A 21,816-nucleotide genomic window follows, 5' to 3' on the forward strand; every position below is an offset into this window, starting at 1 on the left:
CAGCCCGATTAATTGAATATTTTTTTACTCGATAGCCAGGGGCCATACGTCTCGTTGTAGTCAATGCAACTGATTCGCATTTTGAATCATGTTCGCAACTATAAGATTCGTTCACCACGGAGCGCTATCAATGCCCACTCGTTTCAACCGCCGGTCCTCCTCCAACGCCCGTTCGGGCGGCTTGCAGCAATGCACGTTGTCGTTGTTGACCGTCGCCATGTTCCTGGCCGGTGTGCAAGCAGCCCCGGCCATGGCCGCGACCGATGAGCCAGCAGCCACCCGCTCCGTGGGCAATTACAAGTTTGCAATCTCCCAGCAGCCATTGGTGTCGGCGCTCAACGCTTTTACCAGCGTGACCGGCTGGCAGGTCGGCTTGCCGGCCGAGCTGGGACAGGATGTTTCCTCACCGGGGGTACGTGGCTCCCTGTCCCCGGAGAAAGCGCTGGATCGCCTGCTGATCGGTACTAACCTGGGCTACCGCAAGCTGAGCAACAACAACATCGTGCTCGAAAAGCGCAGCAACAGCAGCGGCACCCTGGCCCTGCAACAGGTGACCATCAGCGCCACCCGCCAGGAACAGGACGTGAACTCGGTTCCCAGCACTATTTCCGTGCATGACCGCCAGGAACTCGACCGCCAGAACGTCAACACCATCAAGGAACTGGTGCGTTATGAACCCGGTGTTTCGGTGGGCGGCACCGGCCAGCGTGGCGGGGTCAGCGGCTATAACATTCGCGGTATTGACGGTGACCGGATCCTGACCCAGGTCGACGGCGTCGAAATTCCGGACTCGTTCTTCAACGGCCCCTACGCCAAGACCCAGCGCAACTATGTCGACCCCGAAATCGTAAAACGGGTTGAAATCCTCCGTGGCCCGGCGTCGGTTCTTTACGGCAGCAATGCCATTGGTGGCGCAGTCAGCTATTTCACCCTCGACCCGGATGACATCATCAAACCGGGCCAGGATGTCGGGGCACGTCTGAAAACCGGTTATAGCTCCGCCGATCGCAGCTGGCTGAAATCCGGCACCGTGGCCGGCCGTGCAGGTGACTTTGACGGCTTGCTGCACTTGAGCCAGCGCGATGGCCACGAAACCGAATCCTATGGCAATCATGGCGGCACCGGCCTGAGCCGCACGGCCGCCAACCCCGAAGACGTGAAAACCACCAACGTGCTGGCCAAGGCAGGCTGGAACTACAACGATGACGATCGTCTGGCCTTCACCTACGAAAAATTCAAGAACCGGATCGACGCCAATGAAAAAAGCGCAGTCGGCGGCCCCTTCAACCAGGGCCAGCCACTGGGCATGTATCGCTCGCGCACCGGTACCGACACCGTCAGCCGCGAGCGTTTCGGGCTCGAAAACAGCATGGTTGTTGATAGCGCCGTGGCCGACAACCTCAAGCTGAGCCTGAACTACCAGACCGCCAAGACCGACCAGAACACCCTGGAAGACTACTTCCCCTTCACCCGGAATGTGCTGCGCTCGCGCAATACCACCTACGAAGAGAAACAGTGGGTGCTGGACGCCCAGGCAGATAAAGCCTTTCAGATCGCTGACACCGATCATTTGCTGACCTACGGTGCCACCGTCAAAAACCAGAAAGTCACCGGCTCGCGCAGCGGTTCGGGGGTATGTCTGGCCGTCGGCAGAGGTTGCTCGGCTGTGGGCGCCAACAGCCCAAGCGACTATCTGGTCAAATCCAGCGATTTCCCGGACCCGACCATCAACACCTACAGCCTGTTCGCCCAGGACGAAATCAGCTGGAACGACTGGACCTTCATGCCGGGGCTGCGCTACGACTACACCAAACTCACGCCACACATCACTCAGGAGTTCCTCAATACGGTGGCCGCCGCTGACAAGAGCAGTGTCAGTGACAAGGAGAAAGTCTGGCATCGCCTGTCGCCCAAGTTCGGCCTGACCTACGCCCTGAGCGAGGAGTACACCTGGTACGGCCAGTACGCCGAAGGTTTCCGTACACCTAGCGCCAAAGCACTGTATGGCCGGTTTACCAATCTGGGGGAAGGCTATTCGGTTGAGCCCAATCCGGATCTGGAGCCGGAAAAAAGCAAAAGCTTCGAAACCGGGCTGCGCGGTACTTTCGATGCCGGTTCATTCGATGTTGCCGTGTTCTATAACAAGTACCGCGACTTCATCAATGAAGATGCGATCACCCCCGGCTACGACGAGCTGACGTTCCAGAGCAACAACATCAAACACGCCACCATCAAGGGCGCCGAAATCAAAGGCCGCTTGAATCTGGATGCGTTCGGTGCACCCCATGGCCTGTACAACATCGGTTCGGTGGCTTATGCCCACGGCAGAAACGACGACACCGGCGAGCCGATCAACAGCGTCAACCCGCTTAAAGCAGTGCTCGGCCTTGGCTACGAGCAAGAGAACTACGGTGCTCTAGTGAGCTGGACCCTGGTTAAACGCAAGGACCAGGTCGACGACAGCAACTTCTTCTCGCCCGACGGCACCAGCACCCAGTTCAAGTCCCCGGGCTACGGTGTGATTGATCTGTCCGGCTTCTACAAGGTCACCCGGGACGTCACCGTCAACGCTGGCCTGTACAACCTGACCGACAAGAAATACTGGAACTGGGATGATGTTCGCGGCTACGACAGCGTAGGTGAAGCCGGGGTCATCAACCCCGCCAACATGGACCGCCTGACGGCCCCGGGCCGCAACTTCGCAATCAATCTGGTGTGGGATATCTGATCCCGAGCCCCATTGCGCAGTCCATTCAGGCTGCGCAGTGAGGATTTTTTACTGTGACGCGTCTTCTGGTTCGTCTAGTTACAAAGCGCATCTCATTCTCAAGGACATTTGCATGAATACTCCAGATTCCGCACAGCGCCCGACCCTGCGCTCGCAACGCCTGAACCAGATCACCAACGAGCCGCACCAAAAGCTCGACGCCCTGGTCAAGGCACATTCGCCCTTTGCAACCGTGCCTAACTTTGCCCGTTTTGTTGTGGCCCAATACCTGTTTCAGTCAGAACTCAAAGCCCTGTACACCGACCCGGCCCTGAAAGAAATCGTTCCGGATCTGCCAGAGCGTTGCCGTGCCGAGCAAGCCAGGGCCGATCTGGCCGACCTCGACACTGCAGTCCCTGCACCTGTTGCCGGCGCAGTGACCGCACCGAGCAAAGCCGAAGCCCTGGGCTGGATTTTTGTATCCGAAGGTTCCAAGCTCGGTGCCGCGTTCCTGATCAAGCGTGCTGTTGGCCTGGGCCTGAGCGACACGTTCGGCGCTCGCCATCTGGGTGAGCCTGCAGGCGGCCGCGCCGAAGGCTGGAAGAGCTTCATCAGAACCCTCGACGGCCTGGATCTCAGCACCGAAGAAGAAGCTGAGCTGGACAAGGGTGCAGTGGCCGCCTTCGAACGTTTCACCGTATTACTGGAACACGCTTACGCTGCTGAACCGGAACTGGCTTAAGCTTGACCTGCCCGGCCGGCACTCGCTGGCCGGGCGTCCTTTCATGCGTCTTGAGCTTATGACCCGCCAAACTCAATCCTCGTCGAAAATAGCTCGCGTGCTGTTTGGCCTGCTGGCCTACGTGAGCCTGGGCATTGGCCTGATCGCAATAGTGATTCCGGGCCTGCCGACCACTGAATTCATTCTGCTTGCGGCCTGGGCCGCGACCAAAAGCTCACCACGCCTGAGTGCCTGGCTCGAGAACCATCGTTTGTTTGGCCCGATTCTGAGCAACTGGCGCAACGGCAAAATCATCCAGCGCAAAGCCAAAGTCAGCGCCACGGTCAGCATGCTGCTCTGTGCCGGGCTGATGCTGTATGTGCTGGATCACGACTGGCCCGTATTCCTCGCCATTGCCGGCATGAGCATGGGCAACCTGTGGATCTGGTCCCGGCCAGAGTGCCTGCCCAAGGCAGCTACCGCCCCGCAGAACCACTGACCCGCAACCCTGCTGCGGGCGCAGGGTTATGGGTTGATCGCATTACAGGGTCAGCAAGCCGCTATAAAGCCCGTACGCCGCCGAGAGTGCCGCGCACAATACCGCAGCAAAAATCAGTTTCTCCCAGTGCTTGAATAGCGGCTCACCCTGCTCCCGCTTGGCCTTGGCAAAAAACAACACCCCAGGGGCATACAGCAAAGCCGAGAGCAGCAGGTATTTGGGGCCCGCCGCATACAGCAGCCACATGGCATAAATCAAAGCGACCGCGGCCACGAGCAGGTCCTTGACCCGCCGCCTGCTCGCCAGCGAGTAGGTCTCCCCTCGTATGCACAACAACACCGAATAGGCGGCCGACCACAGGTAGGGCACCAGAATCATCGAAGACGCCAGATAGATCAGACTGGTGTAGGTGCCCGACGACACCAGGGTGATGATCAGGAAAATCTGAATCATCGAGTTGGTCAGCCACAAGGCGTTAACCGGTACATGATTGGCGTTTTCCTTTTTCAGGAACGCCGGCATCATTTTGTCCTTTGATGTGGCAAACAGGATTTCGGCGCACAGCAGCGCCCATGACAACAACGCCCCCAACAGCGAAATGGCCAGCCCGATGCTGATCAGGATCGCCCCCCAGTCCCCTACCAGATACTGCAGCACACCGGCCATCGACGGGTTCTGCAGACTGGCCAGCTCCGGCTGGGTCATGACCCCGAGCGACAGCACATTCACCAGCATCAGCAACGCCAGCACCCCGAGAAAACCGATCACCGTGGCCTTGCCCACATCCGAGCGTTTTTCGGCCCTGCCCGAGTACACACTGGCGCCTTCGATACCGATAAACACAAACACGGTGACCAGCATCATGTTGCGCACCTGGTCCATCACGCTGCCCAGATCTGGCGCACCGCTGCCCCACAGATCCCGGGTAAAAATGTCCGCCTTGAAGGCTACCGCTGCAATCACGATAAACATCACGATCGGGACAATTTTCGCCACAGTGGTCAACTGGTTGATGAACGCTGCTTCCTTGATTCCGCGCAATACCAGAAAGTGCACGCCCCACAGCAACAAGGAGGCACAGCCGATGGCAACCGGTGTGTTGCCCTGGCCAAACATCGGGAAGAAATAGCCCAGAGTGCTGAACAGCAGCACGAAGTAGCCGACGTTGCCCAGCCAGGCACTGATCCAGTAGCCCCAGGCCGATGAGAACCCCATGTAGTCACCAAAGCCGGCCCTGGCATAGGCGTATACACCTGAGTCCAGTTCTGGCTTGCGATTGGCGAGTGTCTGGAAGACAAAGGCCAGCGCCAGCATGCCCACTGCCGTGATCCCCCAGCCGATCAACACGGCACCGCCAGCAGCATGTGCGGCAATATTTTGTGGCAAAGAAAAAATACCGCCGCCAATCATTGAGCCGACCACCAACGCAATCAGGGCGTTGAGTCGAAGCTTGTGTGCCTGCTGTGACATTGCCACCTCTTTTTCAGTTAATTATTAATGGGCATCCGGTCACAACCGCTGGCTGGCTAAATATAACTGCACCCTGAACGTTCATTAAGGTTAAGCCATAAGTAAGCTTTTTTTAATAACAACCTTTTCTATTGAAACCTAAAAGACAACTCATATGTAAATGACATTTTAATTTTTAGACCGGCAGATGAAACCTCGCAATCACATTTGCAAATCTGAAAATACTGTCTAGCTTCAATCCCCACGCAAATGCAGTAAAGCTGCAGCGTCAACCGAGAGTATCCCTGTCTGGAACACGCTTTCCAGAGCGCGTCAAAATAAGCCGCAATGGCGACTTCTCTTCACTACTAACAATGGAATGTAGTAATGCCCTGATCTAAGTCAACTGGCTCAAAAAACCAACGGACTAACCTTTAGGCCTCACTTCTCCTAGATTGGAGTCACTACAAATGTCTGATACTCCTGGAAAACTTCGACTGGGTGCATTGGTTGCGCTGGTAGTCGGCTCAATGATTGGCGGCGGTATTTTTTCACTGCCCCAAAACATGGCTGCAAGTGCCGATGTAGGCGCTGTTCTTATCGGGTGGGCAATCACTGCGGTAGGCATGCTGACCCTGGCTTTCGTCTTCCAGACCCTGGCTAATCGCAAACCGGATATCGACGGCGGCGTTTACGCCTATGCCAAGGCCGGCTTTGGCGATTACATGGGTTTCTCATCGGCGTGGGGCTACTGGATCAGTGCCTGGCTGGGCAACGTCGGCTACTTCGTGCTGCTGTTCAGCACCCTGGGCTACTTCTTCCCGATCTTCGGCGAAGGCAATACCCCGGCAGCCATCATTGCGGCCTCGATTTTGCTCTGGGCCGTGCACTTTCTGGTGTTGCGCGGGATCAAGGAAGCAGCGTTCATCAACCTGGTAACCACCGTTGCCAAGGTGGTGCCGCTGGTACTGTTTATCCTGATTGCCCTGTTCGCGTTCAAACTGGACATCTTCACCAGTGACATCTGGGGCCTGAAAAACCCGAGTCTGGGCAGTGTGATGGATCAGGTGCGCAACATGATGCTGGTCACCGTCTGGGTGTTCATCGGTATCGAAGGGGCGAGCATCTTCTCCTCCCGCGCCGAAAAACGCTCTGACGTGGGTAAAGCCACCGTGATCGGCTTCATCACCGTATTGCTGTTGCTGGTACTGGTGAACGTGCTGTCGCTGGGCATCATGACTCAACCGGAACTGGCAAAACTGCAGAACCCGTCGATGGCTGCCGTGCTTGAGCACGTAGTGGGCCACTGGGGAGCGGTACTGATCAGTGTCGGCTTGATCATCTCGCTGCTGGGTGCCCTGTTGTCCTGGGTGCTGCTGTGTGCCGAAATCATGTTCTCGGCGGCCAAGGACCACACCATGCCGGCCTTCCTGAAAAAGGAAAACGCCAACCATGTACCGGTCAATGCCCTCTGGCTGACCAACGCCATGGTGCAGTTGTTCCTGGTGATCACCCTGTTCTCGGCCAGTACCTACCTGTCGCTGATCTACCTGGCCACCTCGATGATTCTGGTGCCCTACCTCTGGTCCGCAGCCTACGGTTTCCTGCTGGCAGTGCGCGGCGAGACCTACGAAAACGCCCTGAGAGAACGCAAGAAAGACCTGATCATCGGCGGTATCGCCCTGATCTATGCCATCTGGCTGATCTATGCCGGCGGCCTTAAATACCTGCTGCTCTCGGCCCTGCTGTATGCACCTGGCGTCATTCTGTTCGCCAAGGCCAAACATGAGAGTGGCCAACCCGTCTTCACCAATATCGAGAAAGTGATTTTTGCCGCAGTAGTGATTGGCGCCCTGGTGGCGGCCTATGGACTCTACGACGGCTTCCTGACCCTGTAAAACCCTGTTTATGCACTTTGGAGGATGACTGTAATGACCACGGAAAAAGTGAAGTACGGCGTACATTCCGAAGCCGGAAAGCTGCATAAGGTTATGGTTTGCTCCCCGGGCCTGGCTCACCAGCGCCTGACCCCGAGCAACTGCGATGAACTGCTGTTTGATGACGTGCTGTGGGTCAACCAGGCTAAACGCGACCACTTCGATTTTGTGACCAAGATGCGTGACCGCGGCATCGATGTGCTGGAAATGCACAACCTGCTGACCGACATCGTGGCCATGCCGGAAGCGCTGGACTGGATTCTGGATCACAAGGTCACACCCGATCAGGTTGGCATCGGCCTGGTCAGTGAAGTCAAAGCCTGGATCAAAAGCCTCGAACCACGCCAGGTTGCCGAGTACTTGATCGGCGGCGTGTCTGCCGACGATCTGCCGGACAGCTTTGGTGGCAAGACCATCCAGATGTTCCGCGATTTCCTGGGTCACACCAGCTTTATCCTGCCGCCGCTGCCCAACACCCAGTTCACCCGTGACACCACCTGCTGGATCTACGGCGGCGTGACGCTGAACCCGATGTACTGGCCGGCCCGTCGTCAGGAAACCCTGCTGACCACGGCGATCTACAAGTTCCACCCTGAGTTCACCAACGCTGACTTCCAGATCTGGTACGGCGACCCGACCATCGACCACGGCAACGCCAGCCTCGAAGGCGGCGACGTTATGCCTATCGGTAAAGGCGTGGTCCTGATCGGTATGGGTGAACGCACCTCACGCCAGGCCATCGGCCAACTGGCGCAGAACCTGTTCAAGAACAAAGCAGTGGAGCGGGTCATCGTCGCGGGCCTGCCCAAGTCCCGCGCCGCAATGCACCTGGACACGGTATTCAGCTTCTGCGACCGCGATCTGGTGACGATCTTCCCTGAAGTGGTCAACCAGATTGTTGCTTTCTCGCTGTATCCGGACGAAAGCAAAGCCGGCGGCGTAGACGTGCGCCGTGAAGAAGCCAGCTTCCTCCAAGTGGTAGCCAAGGCCCTTGGCCTCAAGGCTCTGCGTGTGGTCGAAACCGGGGGCAACTCCTTTGCCGCCGAACGCGAACAGTGGGATGACGGCAACAACGTGGTGGCCCTGGAGCCTGGTGTGGTGATCGGTTATGACCGCAACACCTACACCAACACCCTGCTGCGCAAAGCCGGAGTCGAAGTAATCACCATCAGCGCCTCCGAGCTGGGTCGCGGCCGTGGCGGCGGCCACTGCATGACCTGCCCGATCATCCGCGACCCGATTGACTATTAATTCATTCATTAGATTGCTTGCGCCCCGCCCCATAAGGGACGGCGCAAGCCGGTTAACCAGAAACCCAGGAGATCCCCATGGCGTTTAACATGAAAAACCGCAGCTTGCTCAGCCTGATGCATCACACTCCCCGTGAGCTGCACTTCCTGCTGGATCTGTCCCGCGATCTCAAGCGCGCCAAGTACACCGGTACCGAAGAGCCGCACCTGAAAGGCAAAAACATTGCCCTGATCTTCGAGAAAACCTCAACCCGCACCCGTTGCGCGTTTGAAGTGGCCGCCCATGACCAGGGTGCGCACGTGACCTACATTGATCCGGTTTCTTCGCAAATCGGTCACAAAGAAAGCATGAAAGACACCGCCCGGGTTCTGGGTCGCATGTTCGATGCCATCGAATACCGTGGTTTTGCCCAGGAAATCGTTGAAGAGCTGGCCAAGTACGCAGGCGTACCGGTATTCAACGGCCTGACCGCCGAGTTCCACCCGACGCAAATGATCGCTGACGCGCTGACCATGCGCGAACACAGTGACAAGCCGCTGCACAACATCAGCTACGCGTACCTGGGCGATGCCCGCAACAACATGGGTAACTCGCTGCTGATGATCGGCGCCAAGCTGGGCATGGACGTGCGCATCGGCGCGCCGAAAAGCCTGTGGCCAGAAGAGTCATTCGTGAAGCAGTGCCAGGAATTCGCCAAAGAAAGCGGCGCTAAAATCACCCTGACCGAAGACCCTAAAGCGGCGGTCAAAGGCGTGGACTTCATCCACACCGACGTATGGGTATCGATGGGCGAGCCCGTTGAGGCCTGGAACGAACGCATCAAGCTGTTGCTGCCGTATCAGGTCAATGCCGAGATGATCAAAGCGGCAGAAAACCCACGGGTGAAATTCATGCATTGCCTGCCCGCATTCCACAACTGCGAAACCAAAGTCGGCAAGGATGTGGCCGAGCACCATCCAAACCTGAAAAACGGTATTGAAGTGACCGAGGACGTGTTTGAGTCACCGGTGAACATTGCCTTTGAGCAAGCAGAAAACCGCATGCACACCATCAAGGCAATCCTGGTAGCAGCACTGGCTGACATCTAAGGCCCGCTGGTTTCGTGCGGCAGCCGGCTTGCCGGCGATGCCATCACCCCGGAGCAGGACCAATGACCGGGGCGTCTGCATCGCGAGCAAGCTCGGCTCCAGCGGGACTCGAGCCGCTCCCCGTTTTTTATAAGGACATTTTTATGCGTATCGTCGTAGCACTGGGCGGTAACGCCCTTTTGCGTCGCGGTCAGCCCATGACTGCAGAGAACCAGCGTGAAAACATCCGCACCGCTGCTCAGCAAATTGCCCTCATCGCCCCCGGTAACGAACTGGTGGTGGCCCACGGCAATGGCCCGCAAGTAGGCCTGCTGTCGCTGCAGGCGGCGTCTTACACTGCCGTCGACCCGTACCCGCTGGACGTGCTGGGCGCTGAAAGCGAAGGCATGATCGGTTACATGATTGAGCAAGAACTGGGCAACGTATTGCCCAAGGAAACGCCGCTCGCCACCTTGCTGACCCAGGTTCAGGTCGACCCGAAAGACCCGGCGTTCCAGAACCCGACCAAACCGATCGGCCCGGTTTACAGCAAGGCCGAAGCTGAAAGCCTGGCTGCGGAAAAAGGCTGGAGCATCGCCCCGGACGGTGACAAGTTTCGTCGTGTAGTGGCCAGCCCGAAACCCATGCGCATTTTCGAAATCCGTCCGATCAAGTGGATGCTGGAAAAAGGCACCACCGTCATTTGTGCGGGCGGTGGCGGGATCCCGACCATGTATGGCGAGGACGGCAACCTCAAGGGCATCGAGGCCGTCATCGACAAGGACCTGTGCTCGTCGTTGCTGGCCCAGGAGCTGAAAAGTGACTTGCTGGTAATCGCCACTGACGTCGTCGCGGCCTTTATTGACTGGGGCAAGCCTTCGCAAAAAGCTATTGCCCAGGCGCACCCGGACGAGCTGGAAAAACTCGGCTTCGCCAATGGCTCCATGGGCCCTAAAGTCGAGGCAGCTTGCGAGTTTGCCCGCAAAACCGGCAAGACCGCCGTAATTGGCGCCCTGGCGGATATCGAAGCTATCGTTCAAGGGAAGGCGGGTACCCGGGTCAGTACTGAAAAGCCCGGCATCAGCTATTTTTGAACCTGGGGGCAGACCTGGCGGTCTGCCCTTTACCCCTCATACACTCAGGAGTTGCCCCTATGGCCTCGTTCGAACCCGGTCACCTGCATATCCATCGCGAACCGCTTCAGCCGGGTGACTTCGGGTATGACATCAAGATCGATTACCAGGTCGTTCAAGATCCCAGGGAAGGCAAGTCGATGCAGTTCGACATGCACGGCCGGATCAACCAGAACGACTTCAAGGAGTCGTTCACCCTGCCCAAGGATCAGTGGTTCGACTTCGCCAGAGTCGGCTTTAAAATTGCCGTGGATAACGGCATGCCCACCTCGGCCAACATACTGTCGATGCATAAGTATTACGACCTGATGTTCAAGGATGTCCGCCAGCAGCTGGACGTGCAGCTTGGCGACCCGGTCAAACCCGAACACCTCGAATAATGCGTGAACCCTGATCGCCGGCAGCCGGCTCCCACATCGTTCAAGTCAATTTGAAACCTTGTGGGAGCCGGCTTGCCGGCGATGCAACCAACGCCCCCTCGCCCTCCGATTTCACCAATCTCCCGCGCCAAGGCATACTGGCGGCCTCCGCTGGCCAGAAGTGTTCTTTGTTCCCATGCGTATCCACGTCAGTTTTATCGACCGCGTCGGCATCACCCAGGAAGTTCTGGCGTTGCTCGGCGGGCGGAACCTCAACCTGGATGCGGTGGAAATGGTCCCGCCCAACGTTTATATCGACGCTCCGACCCTGAGCCCGCAAGTGCTCGACGAGTTGCGCGAGGCACTGTTCAGCGTCAACGGGGTACAGGCCGTGACGGTGGTCGACATCCTTCCCGGACAACGCCGCCATCTGCAACTTGATGCGCTGCTCGCGGCTATGACCGACCCGGTACTGGCGCTGGACAGCGATGGCCACGTACTGCTGGCGAACCCGGCGCTGATTGCCCTGTACGGCCATGAACCCACCGGTGAAAGTATCGGCGAGCTGTTCAGTGACCCCGGCCTGCTCGATGTACTGCTGGAGCACGGCTTCCGCCTGCCCCTGCGCGAAGTGACGCTCAACGGCCACCCGCTGATGCTCGACGCCACCCCGATTACCGATGCCGGCGCCCTGCTGACCCTGTACCAGCCAAGCCGCATCGGTGAGCGCCTGGCCGCGCTGCACCACGATCACGCAGAAGGCTTTGACGCCCTGCTCGGTGAGTCACCCGCCATCCGCACCCTCAAGGCCCGGGCCCAGCGTGTAGCGGCCCTGGATGCGCCGTTACTGATCCAGGGCGAGACCGGTACCGGCAAGGAACTGGTGGCCCGTGCCTGCCATGCCATCAGCGACCGTTTTGGCGCCCCCTTTCTGGCCTTGAACTGTGCGGCGCTCCCCGAAAACCTGGCCGAAAGCGAACTCTTCGGCTATGCCCCCGGCGCCTTCACCGGCGCCCAGCGCGGAGGCAAACCGGGGCTGATGGAACTGGCCAACAATGGCACGGTGTTCCTCGACGAAATCGCTGAGATGTCGCCTTACCTGCAAGCCAAGCTGCTGCGCTTTCTGAATGACGGCAGCTTCCGCCGGGTAGGCGGCGAGCGCGAGGTCAAGGTCAATGTACGGATCCTCAGCGCCACCCACCGCAACCTCGAAAAGATGGTCAACGAGGGCACCTTTCGCGAAGACCTGTTCTATCGCCTGAACGTACTCAACATTGAAGTGCCGCCACTGCGCGAACGCGGCCAGGACATATTGTTGCTGGCACGCACTTTCATGCAGCAGGCCTGCACCCAGATCCAGCGCCCCGTTTGCCGCCTGGCACCCGGCACCTATCCGGCGCTGCTGGGCAATCGCTGGCCCGGTAACGTGCGCCAATTGCAGAACGTGATCTTTCGTGCAGCTGCGATCTGCGAAAGCACCCTGGTCGACATTGGCGACCTGGACATCGCCGGTACCTCGGTTGCACGGCAAAGTGACGGCGAGGTGGAAACCCTGGAGCACGCAGTCGAAACCTTTGAGAAAGCATTGCTGGAAAAGTTGTACGTCAGCTATCCCTCGACCCGTCAGTTGGCCAGCCGCCTGCAAACCAGCCATACCGCCATTGCCCATCGCCTGCGCAAGTATGGTATCCCCGGCAAGGCCTGACCTGTAGCGCCGGCCAGCCGGCTATCACCAAGCCCCCACCTGTCGTATCGAAATCATTCCACTGGATCGATTTCGATACACCCTGTCTATTCCACTGCTGTGCAAGGCCATGATCCTCATGGATTTTTTTTCTGCCCCAGCACTGTATCGATTTCGCTACAGCACAGTTTTCAATCTGCGCCGCTGAATCACTCAAGCCACTGATAAATAACGATATTTATAAACTGGCAACCATTTTGCAATGAACTCTCCCATAAGCTCGTTCCGAGCGAGCAATTACCCGTGACCACCAGACATGTCTGGCCCTGAGGAGTTTCCATGAGCGAATTGCGTTTTACTGAAGACCACGAATGGCTGCGCGCCGAAGCTGATGGCAGCGTGACTGTGGGAATTACCGCGTTTGCGCAAAACGCTCTGGGTGATGTGGTGTTTGTCCAACTGCCTGAATTGCAGTCCTACGACAAAGGCACCGAAGCCGCCACCGTTGAGTCGGTCAAGGCCGCCAGCGGCGTCTACATGCCCCTGGACGGTGAAGTGCTGGAAGTAAACCCGGCGCTCGAAGACAGCCCGGAACTGGTTAACGAAGACCCTCTGGGTCAAGGCTGGTTCTTCCGTTTCAAGCCTGCTGATGCGAATGCCGTCGAGCAATTGCTGGATCAAGATGCCTACGACCGCTTGATCAAAGCTCAAGACGACAACTGAGGAGCCTGTCATGACCATCAATCTCAGCACCGCCAATGAATTTATCGCGCGCCACATAGGCCCGCGTCAGGCCGATGAGCAAGCCATGCTCGCCACCCTCGGTTTTGATTCCCTTGAAGGCCTGAGCGCCAGCGTGATCCCGGAAAGCATCAAGGGCACCAGCGTTCTCAACATGCCGGCCGGGCAAAGCGAAGCCGACGCACTGGCCTCGATCAAAGCCATCGCCGCCAAGAACCTGCTGTGCAAGACCTATATCGGCCAGGGCTATTACAACTGCCACACCCCTTCGCCGATCCTGCGCAACCTGCTGGAAAATCCGGCCTGGTATACCGCCTACACCCCGTACCAGCCAGAAATCTCCCAGGGCCGCCTCGAAGCTCTGCTCAACTATCAAACCCTGATCAGCGATCTCAGCGGCCTGCCGATTTCCAACGCATCGTTGCTCGATGAGGCCACCGCCGCCGCCGAGGCAATGACGTTCTGCAAGCGCCTGAGCAAGAACAAAACCAGCCGCAGCTTTTTTGCTTCCAGCCACTGCCACCCGCAAACCCTCGACGTGCTGCGCACCCGTGCCGAACCACTGGGCATTGAGGTGGTCGTGGCTGATGAGCGCGATCTGACTGACGTGTCGGCCTTCTTCGGTGCCCTGCTGCAATACCCGGCAAGCAACGGCGACGTGTTTGATTACCGCGACCTGGTTGAACGTTTTCATGCCGCCAATGCACTGGTGGCCGTAGCGGCTGATCTGCTGGCCCTGACCCTGTTGACACCGCCAGGCGAGTTTGGCGCCGACGTGGCCATCGGCAGCGCCCAGCGTTTTGGCGTACCACTGGGCTTCGGCGGCCCCCATGCGGCCTACTTCGCCACCCGCGATGTCTTCAAGCGCGACATGCCGGGGCGTCTGGTCGGTGTTTCGGTTGACCGTCACGGCAAACCGGCATTGCGCCTGGCCATGCAAACCCGCGAGCAACATATCCGCCGCGAGAAGGCCACCAGCAACATCTGCACCGCCCAGGTCCTGCTGGCCAACATCGCCAGCATGTACGCCGTGTACCACGGGCCCAAGGGCCTGAGCCAAATCGCCCGGCGCGTTCACCAACTGACGGCGATCCTGGCCAAAGGCCTGAGCGATCTGGGACTGAAGGTCGAGCAAACCGCCTTCTTCGACACCCTGACCCTGAACACCGGCAGCCACACCGACGCCCTGCATGCCAAGGCCCACGCCCAACGCATCAACCTGCGCCTGATCGATGGCCAGCGTCTGGGCCTGTCGCTGGACGAAACCAGCGGCCAGTCCGATGTTACTGCGCTGTGGGCGTTGCTGGCGGCGGACGGTCAGACCCTGCCTGACTTCGACGCACTGGCCGCGACAGTAACCGGCACCCTGCCGGCGGCACTGCTGCGCCAGTCGCCGATTCTCAGCCACCCGGTATTCAATCGCTACCATTCTGAAACCGAACTGATGCGCTATCTGCGTCGTCTGGCGGACAAGGACCTGGCCCTGGATCGCACCATGATCCCGCTGGGCTCGTGCACCATGAAGCTCAATGCCGCCAGCGAAATGATTCCGGTGACCTGGGCCGAGTTCGGCAACCTGCACCCCTTTGCACCCGCCGGGCAAAGCCTGGGCTACCAGCAATTGACCACCGAACTGGAGGCCATGCTGTGCGCTGCCACCGGTTACGACGCCATCTCGCTGCAACCGAACGCCGGCTCCCAGGGTGAATACGCCGGCCTGCTGGCCATTCGTGCCTATCACCAGAGCCGTGGTGAAGAGCGTCGCGATATCTGCCTGATCCCGTCCTCGGCCCACGGCACCAACCCGGCAACCGCCAACATGGCCGGGATGCGCGTGGTGGTGACGGCATGCGATGCACGGGGCAACGTAGACATCGAAGACCTGCGCGCCAAAGCCATCGAGCACCGCGAGCACCTGGCGGCCCTGATGATCACCTACCCCTCGACCCACGGTGTATTCGAGGAAGGCATCCGCGAAATCTGCGGCATCATTCATGACAACGGCGGCCAGGTGTACATCGACGGCGCCAACATGAACGCCATGGTCGGCCTGTGCGCACCGGGCAAGTTCGGCGGCGACGTGTCCCACCTCAACCTGCACAAAACCTTCTGCATCCCCCATGGCGGCGGCGGCCCGGGTGTCGGCCCGATCGGCGTCAAATCGCACCTCACGCCATTCCTGCCGGGTCACGGCACCATGGAACGCAAGGAAGGCGCGGTGTGCGCGGCACCGTTTGGCAGCGCGAGCATTTTGCCGATTACCTGGATGTATATCCGCATGATGGGGGGCGAAGGCCTCAAGCGTGCTTCGCAGCTGGCGATCCTCAATGCCAACTACATCGCCCGCCGTCTCGAAGAGCATTACCCGGTGCTGTACTCGGGCAGCAACGGTCTGGTGGCACACGAATGCATTCTTGACCTGCGCCCGCTCAAGGACAGCAGCGGCATCAGCGTCGACGACGTGGCCAAGCGCCTGATCGACTTCGGCTTCCATGCGCCGACCATGTCGTTCCCGGTGGCCGGCACGCTGATGATCGAGCCGACCGAGAGTGAATCCAAAGAAGAACTGGACCGCTTCTGCGAAGCCATGATCCGCATCCGCGAAGAAATTCGCGCGGTCGAAAACGGCAGCCTGGACAAGGAAGACAACCCGCTGAAAAACGCCCCGCACACCGCCGCTGAAATGGTCGGTGAATGGACCCACCCGTACAGCCGCGAACAGGCGGTGTATCCGGTGGCGTCCTTGATCGAAGGCAAATACTGGCCGCCGGTTGGCCGGGTCGACAACGTATTCGGTGACCGCAACCTGGTGTGTGCGTGCCCGTCCATCGAAAGCTACCAGGAGGCGTAACCCACCCATCCCTGCAGGAGCGAGCTGTTATGCAACGAGAAGCTCGCGCCTGCAGTGGATGATGTTTTTTGCCAATAAACCTATAAGAAACCGGAGAACCCCATGTCGTTAAGCGTGTTCGACCTGTTCAAGATTGGCATCGGCCCCTCCAGCTCCCATACCGTCGGCCCCATGCGCGCAGCCGCGCGTTTTGCCGAAGGTCTGCGCCGTGATGAACTGCTGCAAGACACAGCCTGCGTGAAAGTTGAACTCTATGGCTCCCTCGGCGCCACCGGTAAAGGCCACGGCAGCGACAAGGCCGTGCTGCTGGGGCTTGAAGGCGAGCATCCGGATACCGTAAACACCGAAACCGTAGCCGAACGTCTGGCCACCATTCGCAGTAGCGGGCGTTTGAACCTGCTGGGCGAACACCCCATCGATTTCAACGAAAAGTCGCATCTGGCGATGATTCGAAAACCCCTGCCCTATCACCCCAATGGCATGATTTTCCGGGCGCTGGATGGCGCCGGGATTCAGATCCGCAGCCGCGAGTATTACTCGGTAGGCGGCGGCTTTGTGGTGGATGAAGGCGCGGCAGGCGCTGATCGCATCGTCGAAGACAGCACCCCCTTGAAATACCCGTTCAAGACTGCCAAAGACTTGCTGCGCCATTGCGTCACCCACGATCTGTCGATCAGCCAGGTGATGATGGCCAATGAAAGCGCCTGGCGCCCTGAAGCACAAACCCGCAGCGGCTTGCTGAATATCTGGCAAGTGATGCAGGACTGCGTGAGTGCGGGCTGTCGTAACGAAGGTATTTTGCCGGGCGGCCTGAAGGTCAAGCGACGGGCGGCAGCGCTGCACCGTCAGTTGTGCGCCAACCCCGAGGCCGCGCTGCGCGATGCGCTGTCAGTGCTGGACTGGGTGAATCTGTACGCCCTGGCCGTCAATGAAGAAAACGCCAACGGCGGCCGGGTGGTCACAGCGCCCACCAATGGTGCTGCGGGGATTATTCCGGCGGTTCTGCATTACTACATGCGTTTTATTGGCGGGGCCAATGAGGACGGCGTGGTGCGCTTCATGCTGACTGCCGCCGCCATCGGCATTTTGTACAAGGAAAATGCCTCGATCTCGGGCGCCGAAGTGGGCTGCCAGGGCGAAGTCGGCGTGGCCTGCTCCATGGCCGCCGGCGCGTTGTGTGAAGTGCTGGGCGGCAGCGTTCAGCAAGTCGAAAACGCCGCCGAAATCGGCATGGAGCACAACCTTGGCCTGACCTGCGACCCCATTGGCGGACTGGTACAGGTGCCCTGCATCGAGCGCAATGCCATGGGTTCGGTCAAGGCCATCAATGCCGTGCGGATGGCCCTGCGCGGCGACGGCCAGCATTTTGTCTCACTGGACAAGGTAATCCGCACCATGCGCCAGACCGGCGCCGACATGAAAAGCAAATACAAAGAGACTGCCCGCGGCGGTCTGGCCGTCAACATTATTGAGTGCTGATTTTCAAGGAGTGACCAATGTCCACCGAACAACTGCTTAAAACCCCGCTGCACGCACTGCACCTTGAACTCGGGGCCCGTATGGTGCCGTTCGCCGGTTATGACATGCCGGTGCAATACCCGTTGGGTGTAATGAAAGAACATCAACATACCCGTGAACATGCCGGGTTGTTCGATGTGTCGCACATGGGGCAAATTCTGCTGAGCGGCGCTGATGCGGCCAGGGCCCTGGAAACCCTGGTCCCGGTAGACATCATTGACCTGCCGGTTGGCATGCAGCGCTATGCCATGTTCACCAATGAACAAGGTGGCATCCTAGATGACCTGATGGTCGCCAATCTGGGCAATGACCAGCTGTTTCTAGTGGTCAACGCCGCCTGCAAGGACCAGGACCTGGCGCATCTGCGCAAACACCTGGGCAAGCACTGCGACATCCAGCCGCTGTTTGAAGAACGCGCCCTGCTCGCCCTGCAAGGTCCGGCAGCGGTTACCGTGCTGCAAGGTCTGGCTCCCGAAGTGGCAAGCATGACCTTTATGCAATTTGCCCCGGTCACCCTGCTGGGAACTGAATGCTACGTCAGTCGTTCGGGCTACACCGGGGAAGACGGTTTTGAAATTTCGGTCCCCGCTCAACACGCAGAGGCTCTGGCGCGCCACCTGCTGGCCGATCCGCAAGTGCAAGCCATCGGCCTTGGCGCCCGTGATTCGCTGCGACTGGAGGCCGGTCTGTGCCTGTACGGGCATGACATGAACGACAGCACCACGCCGGTTGAAGCCAGCCTGCTCTGGGCGATCTCGAAAAATCGGCGCGCCGAGGGTTCCCGGGCCGGCGGTTTTCCGGGTGCAGACATCATTTTTGCCCAGCAGCAAAACGGCGTAGCGCGCAAGCGTGTGGGCCTGCTGCCCCAGGAGCGCACACCCGTACGTGAAGGCGCTGAAATCGTTGACGCTGAAGGCACTGTCATCGGCAATGTATGCAGCGGTGGTTTTGGGCCGACTTTGGGTGCCCCTCTGGCCATGGGTTATCTGGATACAGCCTTTACCGCGCTGGACTCAGAGGTGTGGGCAATCGTGCGCGGCAAACCTGTACCGCTGAAAGTTTCGAAGTTGCCATTTGTTCCACAACGTTATTATCGCGGGTGAGCTAAAGCTTAATTAATGCAGTTGCATGTTCACGCTCCATGGGTGTCATGCAACCGCCACCAAATGGTGCAAACTTTCGATAGCGAAAACACATGTTTCAACATGAGCGCAATCGAACATCCGCATGATCAACAGCCTTGTAAAACTGCATTAACAACCTAAAAAACGGGCTTGGCGCGGCCTGCCAAAGGGGCTTGTTTTTTCATTTCCGGTTTCGTAAAGTTTGCTCACTGTGTTTGCATGGGTCGCTGGAATCGTGACCTGGGCAGTAGCTCTATGTTTGCTACAACCCGTTCTGCGTCTCTTACTTTCCTGCAACCCAGCACCAGTCCTCTTACACAACTAAGAGGCTGTCATTAATTGTTAGCGTCAAGGAATTAAGAAATGTCCCAACGTCAGAGCGGTACCGTTAAGTGGTTTAACGACGAGAAAGGTTTTGGTTTCATTACCCCGGAAAGCGGTCCGGACCTGTTTGTGCACTTCCGTGCCATTCAGGGTAATGGCTTCAAAAGCCTGAAAGAAGGCCAGAAAGTGACCTTCATCGCAGTTCAGGGCCAAAAAGGCCTGCAGGCTGATGAAGTGCAAGCAGAAGGCTAAGCTTTCTCGCGTTGAAAAGCCTCTGATGGTGACATCAGAGGCTTTTTTGTTGGCGTAATTCCGTAAGATGGCGCTTTTCCTTCACGAGACCCTGCCATGTCGAAACAACCGCTTAGCCCGCAAGGCGACTTTCCCGCCGTTGGCCTGGGGCGCCGCCTGGCAGCTATGTTCTATGACTTTTTGCTGTGCACGGCCCTGCTGATCGTCACTACGTTCATCTACAAACTGATCATGATGAGCTTTATCGGCGAAGCCAAAATGCGGGCGTTGTCCGAGTCGGGCGCTCTGGATGGCGACCCGCTGCTTTCCACCATTTTGTTTTTTGTCCTGTTCGGTTTCTTTGCCAAGTTCTGGACCCACTCAGGGCAGACCCTGGGCATGCAGGTCTGGGGCATACGCGTACAGAATGCCGATGGCAGCGCGATCAGCCTGTGGCAGGCCCTGCTGCGATTTATCGTCTCTATCGGCTCCTGGTTGTGCCTGGGGCTGGGGTTTATCTGGTCGCTATTCGACAAGCACAAACGTACCTGGCACGACATGTACTCCAGCAGTCAGCTGGTACGCATTCCCAAGCCAAAGAAATAAAAAAAAACCCGTATCTCGCGATACGGGTTTTTTATTAGCAGTGACTTCAGAACTGCAGGAGCAACATGCTCGCTCCTGCAATTCACATCAGGTTATTCAGCCAGCTTGAAGGTAATGAAGCTGGCACGACCCTGACGCAGAACCCGCATCGATACCGAACGGTTCTTCGGCAATGCCTTGGCAATATCAGTGAACTGCTTGGCATTGGTAATTGCCTGATTGTTCAGATGAGTAATCACGTCGCCAGGTTGCAGGCCGATCAGGGCAGCCGGGCCGTCCTGTACGTCTTTGATGATCACGCCACCTTTGATGTCATTGGCTTTCTGCTGCTCTTCGGTCAGATCCGCCACGGACACGCCCAGACGATTGCTGCTGAGTTCTGCACCTGCTGCAGGAGCCATTTCTTTCCCTTCATCGGGAATAGCACCCACCGTCAGATCCAGGGTTTTGCGCTTGCCGTCACGAACCACTTCAAGGGTCGCCTTGCTGCCGGCCTTGAGCGCGCCAACCAGGTGCGGCAGGTCTGCGGACATCACGATCGGCTGACCATTCATGCTCAGGATCACGTCACCCACTTGCAGGCCGCCTTTGGCAGCAGGACCATCATCGAGCACCTGAGCCACCAGCGCACCGGCCGGTTTATCCAGGCCAAACGACTCGGCCAGATCTTTGTTGACCTCTTGAATCACCACACCCAACCAGCCACGGCTTACCTTGCCGCCTGCCTTGAGCTGATTGGCAACATCCATCGCCACATCGATAGGAATGGCGAAGGACACGCCCATGAAGCCGCCGGAACGGGTATAGATCTGCGAGTTGATGCCCACCACTTCGCCCGTCAGGTTGAACAACGGGCCACCCGAGTTACCCGGGTTGATCGGCACGTCAGTCTGGATGAACGGCACGTAGCTTTCATTGGGCAGGCTGCGACCGATAGCGCTGATGATGCCCTGGGTCACAGTGTGGTCAAACCCGAACGGCGAACCGATGGCAACCACCCACTGACCGGCCTTGAGGTCCTGGGATTTACCCAGTTTCAAAACAGGCAGGTTTTTGCCCTCGATTTTCAGCAATGCGACGTCGGAACGGGGATCAGTTCCGACCAGCTTGGCTTTCATTTCGCTGCGGTCAGACAGGCGCACAACGATTTCATCAGCATCCGCCACCACATGGTTGTTGGTCAGAATGTAGCCATCCGGCGAAATGATGAAACCCGAGCCCAGGGACTGGGCCTCACGCTGACGGCCACCCTGGCCACCACTGCCTGGGGGCAGGCTGCGTTCGAAGAAGTCGCGCAGGCCGGGCGGCAAACCTTCGAGGTCAGGCATTTGGCCCATGCTCGATACTTTGCGCTCCGGCAGCTTTTGTGTGGTGCTGATATTCACCACAGCCGGAGAGGCTTGCTCGACCAGCTGCGTGAAATCAGGTAACTGCGCTTCAGCAAGAGCCGGCACTGCCTGCCCGAGCATCAGCACGGCTGCAAAAATGGGTAAGTAAGATTTCAATCGAGGCATTGATTTACAGCTCCCGTTAATAGCAAGCAGAGTTAAGCGACAGGCACCAAAAAACTAAAGCCAGCATAGACCCTTTTTTTTGGCCCCGGAAAACAAACAA

Annotated in this window: 17 protein-coding genes; 15 read left to right on the top strand and 2 right to left on the bottom strand. The window is 58.3% G+C overall.

Annotated elements, in window-relative coordinates; genetic code table 11:
- The first annotated feature begins 130 nt into the window (after positions 1-130).
- From FEZ21_RS20510 to FEZ21_RS20520, 3 genes are all read left to right on the top strand, one after another.
- The gene (locus FEZ21_RS20510; protein WP_160628312.1) at positions 131-2,728 is read left to right on the top strand and encodes a TonB-dependent receptor; all 2,598 of its coding nucleotides are present in this window, start codon (positions 131-133) and stop codon (positions 2,726-2,728) included.
- Positions 2,729-2,840: 112 nt separating this feature from the next.
- A complete protein-coding gene (locus FEZ21_RS20515) occupies positions 2,841-3,449 on the top strand; it encodes a biliverdin-producing heme oxygenase (protein ID WP_003440671.1) in 609 nt (202 codons plus the stop codon).
- A 58-nt stretch (positions 3,450-3,507) separates the two neighbouring features.
- Positions 3,508-3,927: a YbaN family protein gene (locus FEZ21_RS20520; protein WP_029612387.1), complete on the top strand. Its 420-nt coding sequence runs from the start codon at positions 3,508-3,510 to the stop codon at positions 3,925-3,927.
- Positions 3,928-3,969: 42 nt separating this feature from the next.
- Here FEZ21_RS20520 and arcD (FEZ21_RS20525) read toward each other — a convergent pair whose 3' ends face one another.
- Positions 3,970-5,397 (bottom strand): arginine-ornithine antiporter, encoded by a 1,428-nt coding sequence (gene arcD / locus FEZ21_RS20525; RefSeq protein WP_003440663.1) that lies wholly within the window; start codon positions 5,395-5,397, stop codon positions 3,970-3,972.
- 449 nt (positions 5,398-5,846) lie between these two features.
- Between arcD (FEZ21_RS20525) and arcD (FEZ21_RS20530) the strand changes: the two genes are divergently transcribed.
- From arcD (FEZ21_RS20530) to FEZ21_RS20585, 12 genes are all read left to right on the top strand, one after another.
- Entirely contained in the window at positions 5,847-7,274 is a 1,428-nt protein-coding gene (gene arcD, locus FEZ21_RS20530) for an arginine-ornithine antiporter (protein WP_003440661.1), read from the top strand.
- Between the two features lie 33 nt (positions 7,275-7,307).
- Positions 7,308-8,564: an arginine deiminase gene (gene arcA, locus FEZ21_RS20535; protein WP_003440658.1), complete on the top strand. Its 1,257-nt coding sequence runs from the start codon at positions 7,308-7,310 to the stop codon at positions 8,562-8,564.
- 77 nt (positions 8,565-8,641) lie between these two features.
- Positions 8,642-9,652, top strand: coding sequence for an ornithine carbamoyltransferase (locus FEZ21_RS20540; RefSeq protein WP_003440656.1), 1,011 nt, complete (start codon positions 8,642-8,644; stop codon positions 9,650-9,652).
- 143 nt (positions 9,653-9,795) lie between these two features.
- Positions 9,796-10,725 (top strand): carbamate kinase, encoded by a 930-nt coding sequence (gene arcC / locus FEZ21_RS20545; protein ID WP_003440653.1) that lies wholly within the window; start codon positions 9,796-9,798, stop codon positions 10,723-10,725.
- A 59-nt stretch (positions 10,726-10,784) separates the two neighbouring features.
- The gene (locus FEZ21_RS20550) at positions 10,785-11,144 is read left to right on the top strand and encodes a DUF5064 family protein (protein ID WP_010655934.1); all 360 of its coding nucleotides are present in this window, start codon (positions 10,785-10,787) and stop codon (positions 11,142-11,144) included.
- A gap of 175 nt (positions 11,145-11,319) precedes the next feature.
- Positions 11,320-12,828 (top strand): sigma-54-dependent transcriptional regulator, encoded by a 1,509-nt coding sequence (locus FEZ21_RS20555; protein ID WP_003440647.1) that lies wholly within the window; start codon positions 11,320-11,322, stop codon positions 12,826-12,828.
- Positions 12,829-13,146: 318 nt separating this feature from the next.
- Positions 13,147-13,530 carry a glycine cleavage system protein GcvH gene (gene gcvH, locus FEZ21_RS20560; protein ID WP_003440638.1) on the top strand — a complete coding sequence of 128 codons (384 nt, stop codon included), beginning with the start codon at positions 13,147-13,149 and terminating at the stop codon, positions 13,528-13,530.
- 10 nt (positions 13,531-13,540) lie between these two features.
- Entirely contained in the window at positions 13,541-16,399 is a 2,859-nt protein-coding gene (gcvP, locus tag FEZ21_RS20565; RefSeq protein ID WP_003440635.1) for an aminomethyl-transferring glycine dehydrogenase, read from the top strand.
- Positions 16,400-16,501: 102 nt separating this feature from the next.
- Positions 16,502-17,878, top strand: a complete 1,377-nt coding sequence (locus tag FEZ21_RS20570) for an L-serine ammonia-lyase (protein WP_003440631.1) — start codon at positions 16,502-16,504, stop codon at positions 17,876-17,878.
- 17 nt (positions 17,879-17,895) lie between these two features.
- A complete protein-coding gene (gene gcvT / locus FEZ21_RS20575) occupies positions 17,896-19,020 on the top strand; it encodes a glycine cleavage system aminomethyltransferase GcvT (protein ID WP_003440627.1) in 1,125 nt (374 codons plus the stop codon).
- 384 nt (positions 19,021-19,404) lie between these two features.
- Positions 19,405-19,617 (top strand): cold-shock protein, encoded by a 213-nt coding sequence (locus FEZ21_RS20580; protein ID WP_003440624.1) that lies wholly within the window; start codon positions 19,405-19,407, stop codon positions 19,615-19,617.
- 96 nt (positions 19,618-19,713) lie between these two features.
- Positions 19,714-20,202 carry an RDD family protein gene (locus FEZ21_RS20585; RefSeq protein WP_003440621.1) on the top strand — a complete coding sequence of 163 codons (489 nt, stop codon included), beginning with the start codon at positions 19,714-19,716 and terminating at the stop codon, positions 20,200-20,202.
- Between the two features lie 92 nt (positions 20,203-20,294).
- Here FEZ21_RS20585 and FEZ21_RS20590 read toward each other — a convergent pair whose 3' ends face one another.
- Complete coding sequence (locus tag FEZ21_RS20590; protein ID WP_003440619.1) at positions 20,295-21,716, bottom strand: DegQ family serine endoprotease; 1,422 nt, start codon at positions 21,714-21,716, stop codon at positions 20,295-20,297.
- Between the last annotated feature and the right edge of the window lie 100 nt (positions 21,717-21,816).

The organism is Pseudomonas sp. 9.1(2019) (genome assembly GCF_009910445.1).
GTDB classification, from domain to species: Bacteria; Pseudomonadota; Gammaproteobacteria; order Pseudomonadales; family Pseudomonadaceae; genus Aquipseudomonas; species Aquipseudomonas paraversuta.

What these genes read in the sequence shown, in the direction of transcription:
- FEZ21_RS20510 (WP_160628312.1), top strand. Translation starts at nt 131, where the DNA reads ATGCCCACTCGTTTCAACCGCCGGTCCTCCTCCAACGCCCGTTCGGGC.
- FEZ21_RS20515 (WP_003440671.1), top strand. Translation starts at nt 2,841, where the DNA reads ATGAATACTCCAGATTCCGCACAGCGCCCGACCCTGCGCTCGCAACGC.
- FEZ21_RS20520 (WP_029612387.1), top strand. Translation starts at nt 3,508, where the DNA reads ATGACCCGCCAAACTCAATCCTCGTCGAAAATAGCTCGCGTGCTGTTT.
- arcD (WP_003440663.1), bottom strand. Translation starts at nt 5,397, where the DNA reads ATGTCACAGCAGGCACACAAGCTTCGACTCAACGCCCTGATTGCGTTG.
- arcD (WP_003440661.1), top strand. Translation starts at nt 5,847, where the DNA reads ATGTCTGATACTCCTGGAAAACTTCGACTGGGTGCATTGGTTGCGCTG.
- arcA (WP_003440658.1), top strand. Translation starts at nt 7,308, where the DNA reads ATGACCACGGAAAAAGTGAAGTACGGCGTACATTCCGAAGCCGGAAAG.
- FEZ21_RS20540 (WP_003440656.1), top strand. Translation starts at nt 8,642, where the DNA reads ATGGCGTTTAACATGAAAAACCGCAGCTTGCTCAGCCTGATGCATCAC.
- arcC (WP_003440653.1), top strand. Translation starts at nt 9,796, where the DNA reads ATGCGTATCGTCGTAGCACTGGGCGGTAACGCCCTTTTGCGTCGCGGT.
- FEZ21_RS20550 (WP_010655934.1), top strand. Translation starts at nt 10,785, where the DNA reads ATGGCCTCGTTCGAACCCGGTCACCTGCATATCCATCGCGAACCGCTT.
- FEZ21_RS20555 (WP_003440647.1), top strand. Translation starts at nt 11,320, where the DNA reads ATGCGTATCCACGTCAGTTTTATCGACCGCGTCGGCATCACCCAGGAA.
- gcvH (WP_003440638.1), top strand. Translation starts at nt 13,147, where the DNA reads ATGAGCGAATTGCGTTTTACTGAAGACCACGAATGGCTGCGCGCCGAA.
- gcvP (WP_003440635.1), top strand. Translation starts at nt 13,541, where the DNA reads ATGACCATCAATCTCAGCACCGCCAATGAATTTATCGCGCGCCACATA.
- FEZ21_RS20570 (WP_003440631.1), top strand. Translation starts at nt 16,502, where the DNA reads ATGTCGTTAAGCGTGTTCGACCTGTTCAAGATTGGCATCGGCCCCTCC.
- gcvT (WP_003440627.1), top strand. Translation starts at nt 17,896, where the DNA reads ATGTCCACCGAACAACTGCTTAAAACCCCGCTGCACGCACTGCACCTT.
- FEZ21_RS20580 (WP_003440624.1), top strand. Translation starts at nt 19,405, where the DNA reads ATGTCCCAACGTCAGAGCGGTACCGTTAAGTGGTTTAACGACGAGAAA.
- FEZ21_RS20585 (WP_003440621.1), top strand. Translation starts at nt 19,714, where the DNA reads ATGTCGAAACAACCGCTTAGCCCGCAAGGCGACTTTCCCGCCGTTGGC.
- FEZ21_RS20590 (WP_003440619.1), bottom strand. Translation starts at nt 21,716, where the DNA reads ATGCCTCGATTGAAATCTTACTTACCCATTTTTGCAGCCGTGCTGATG.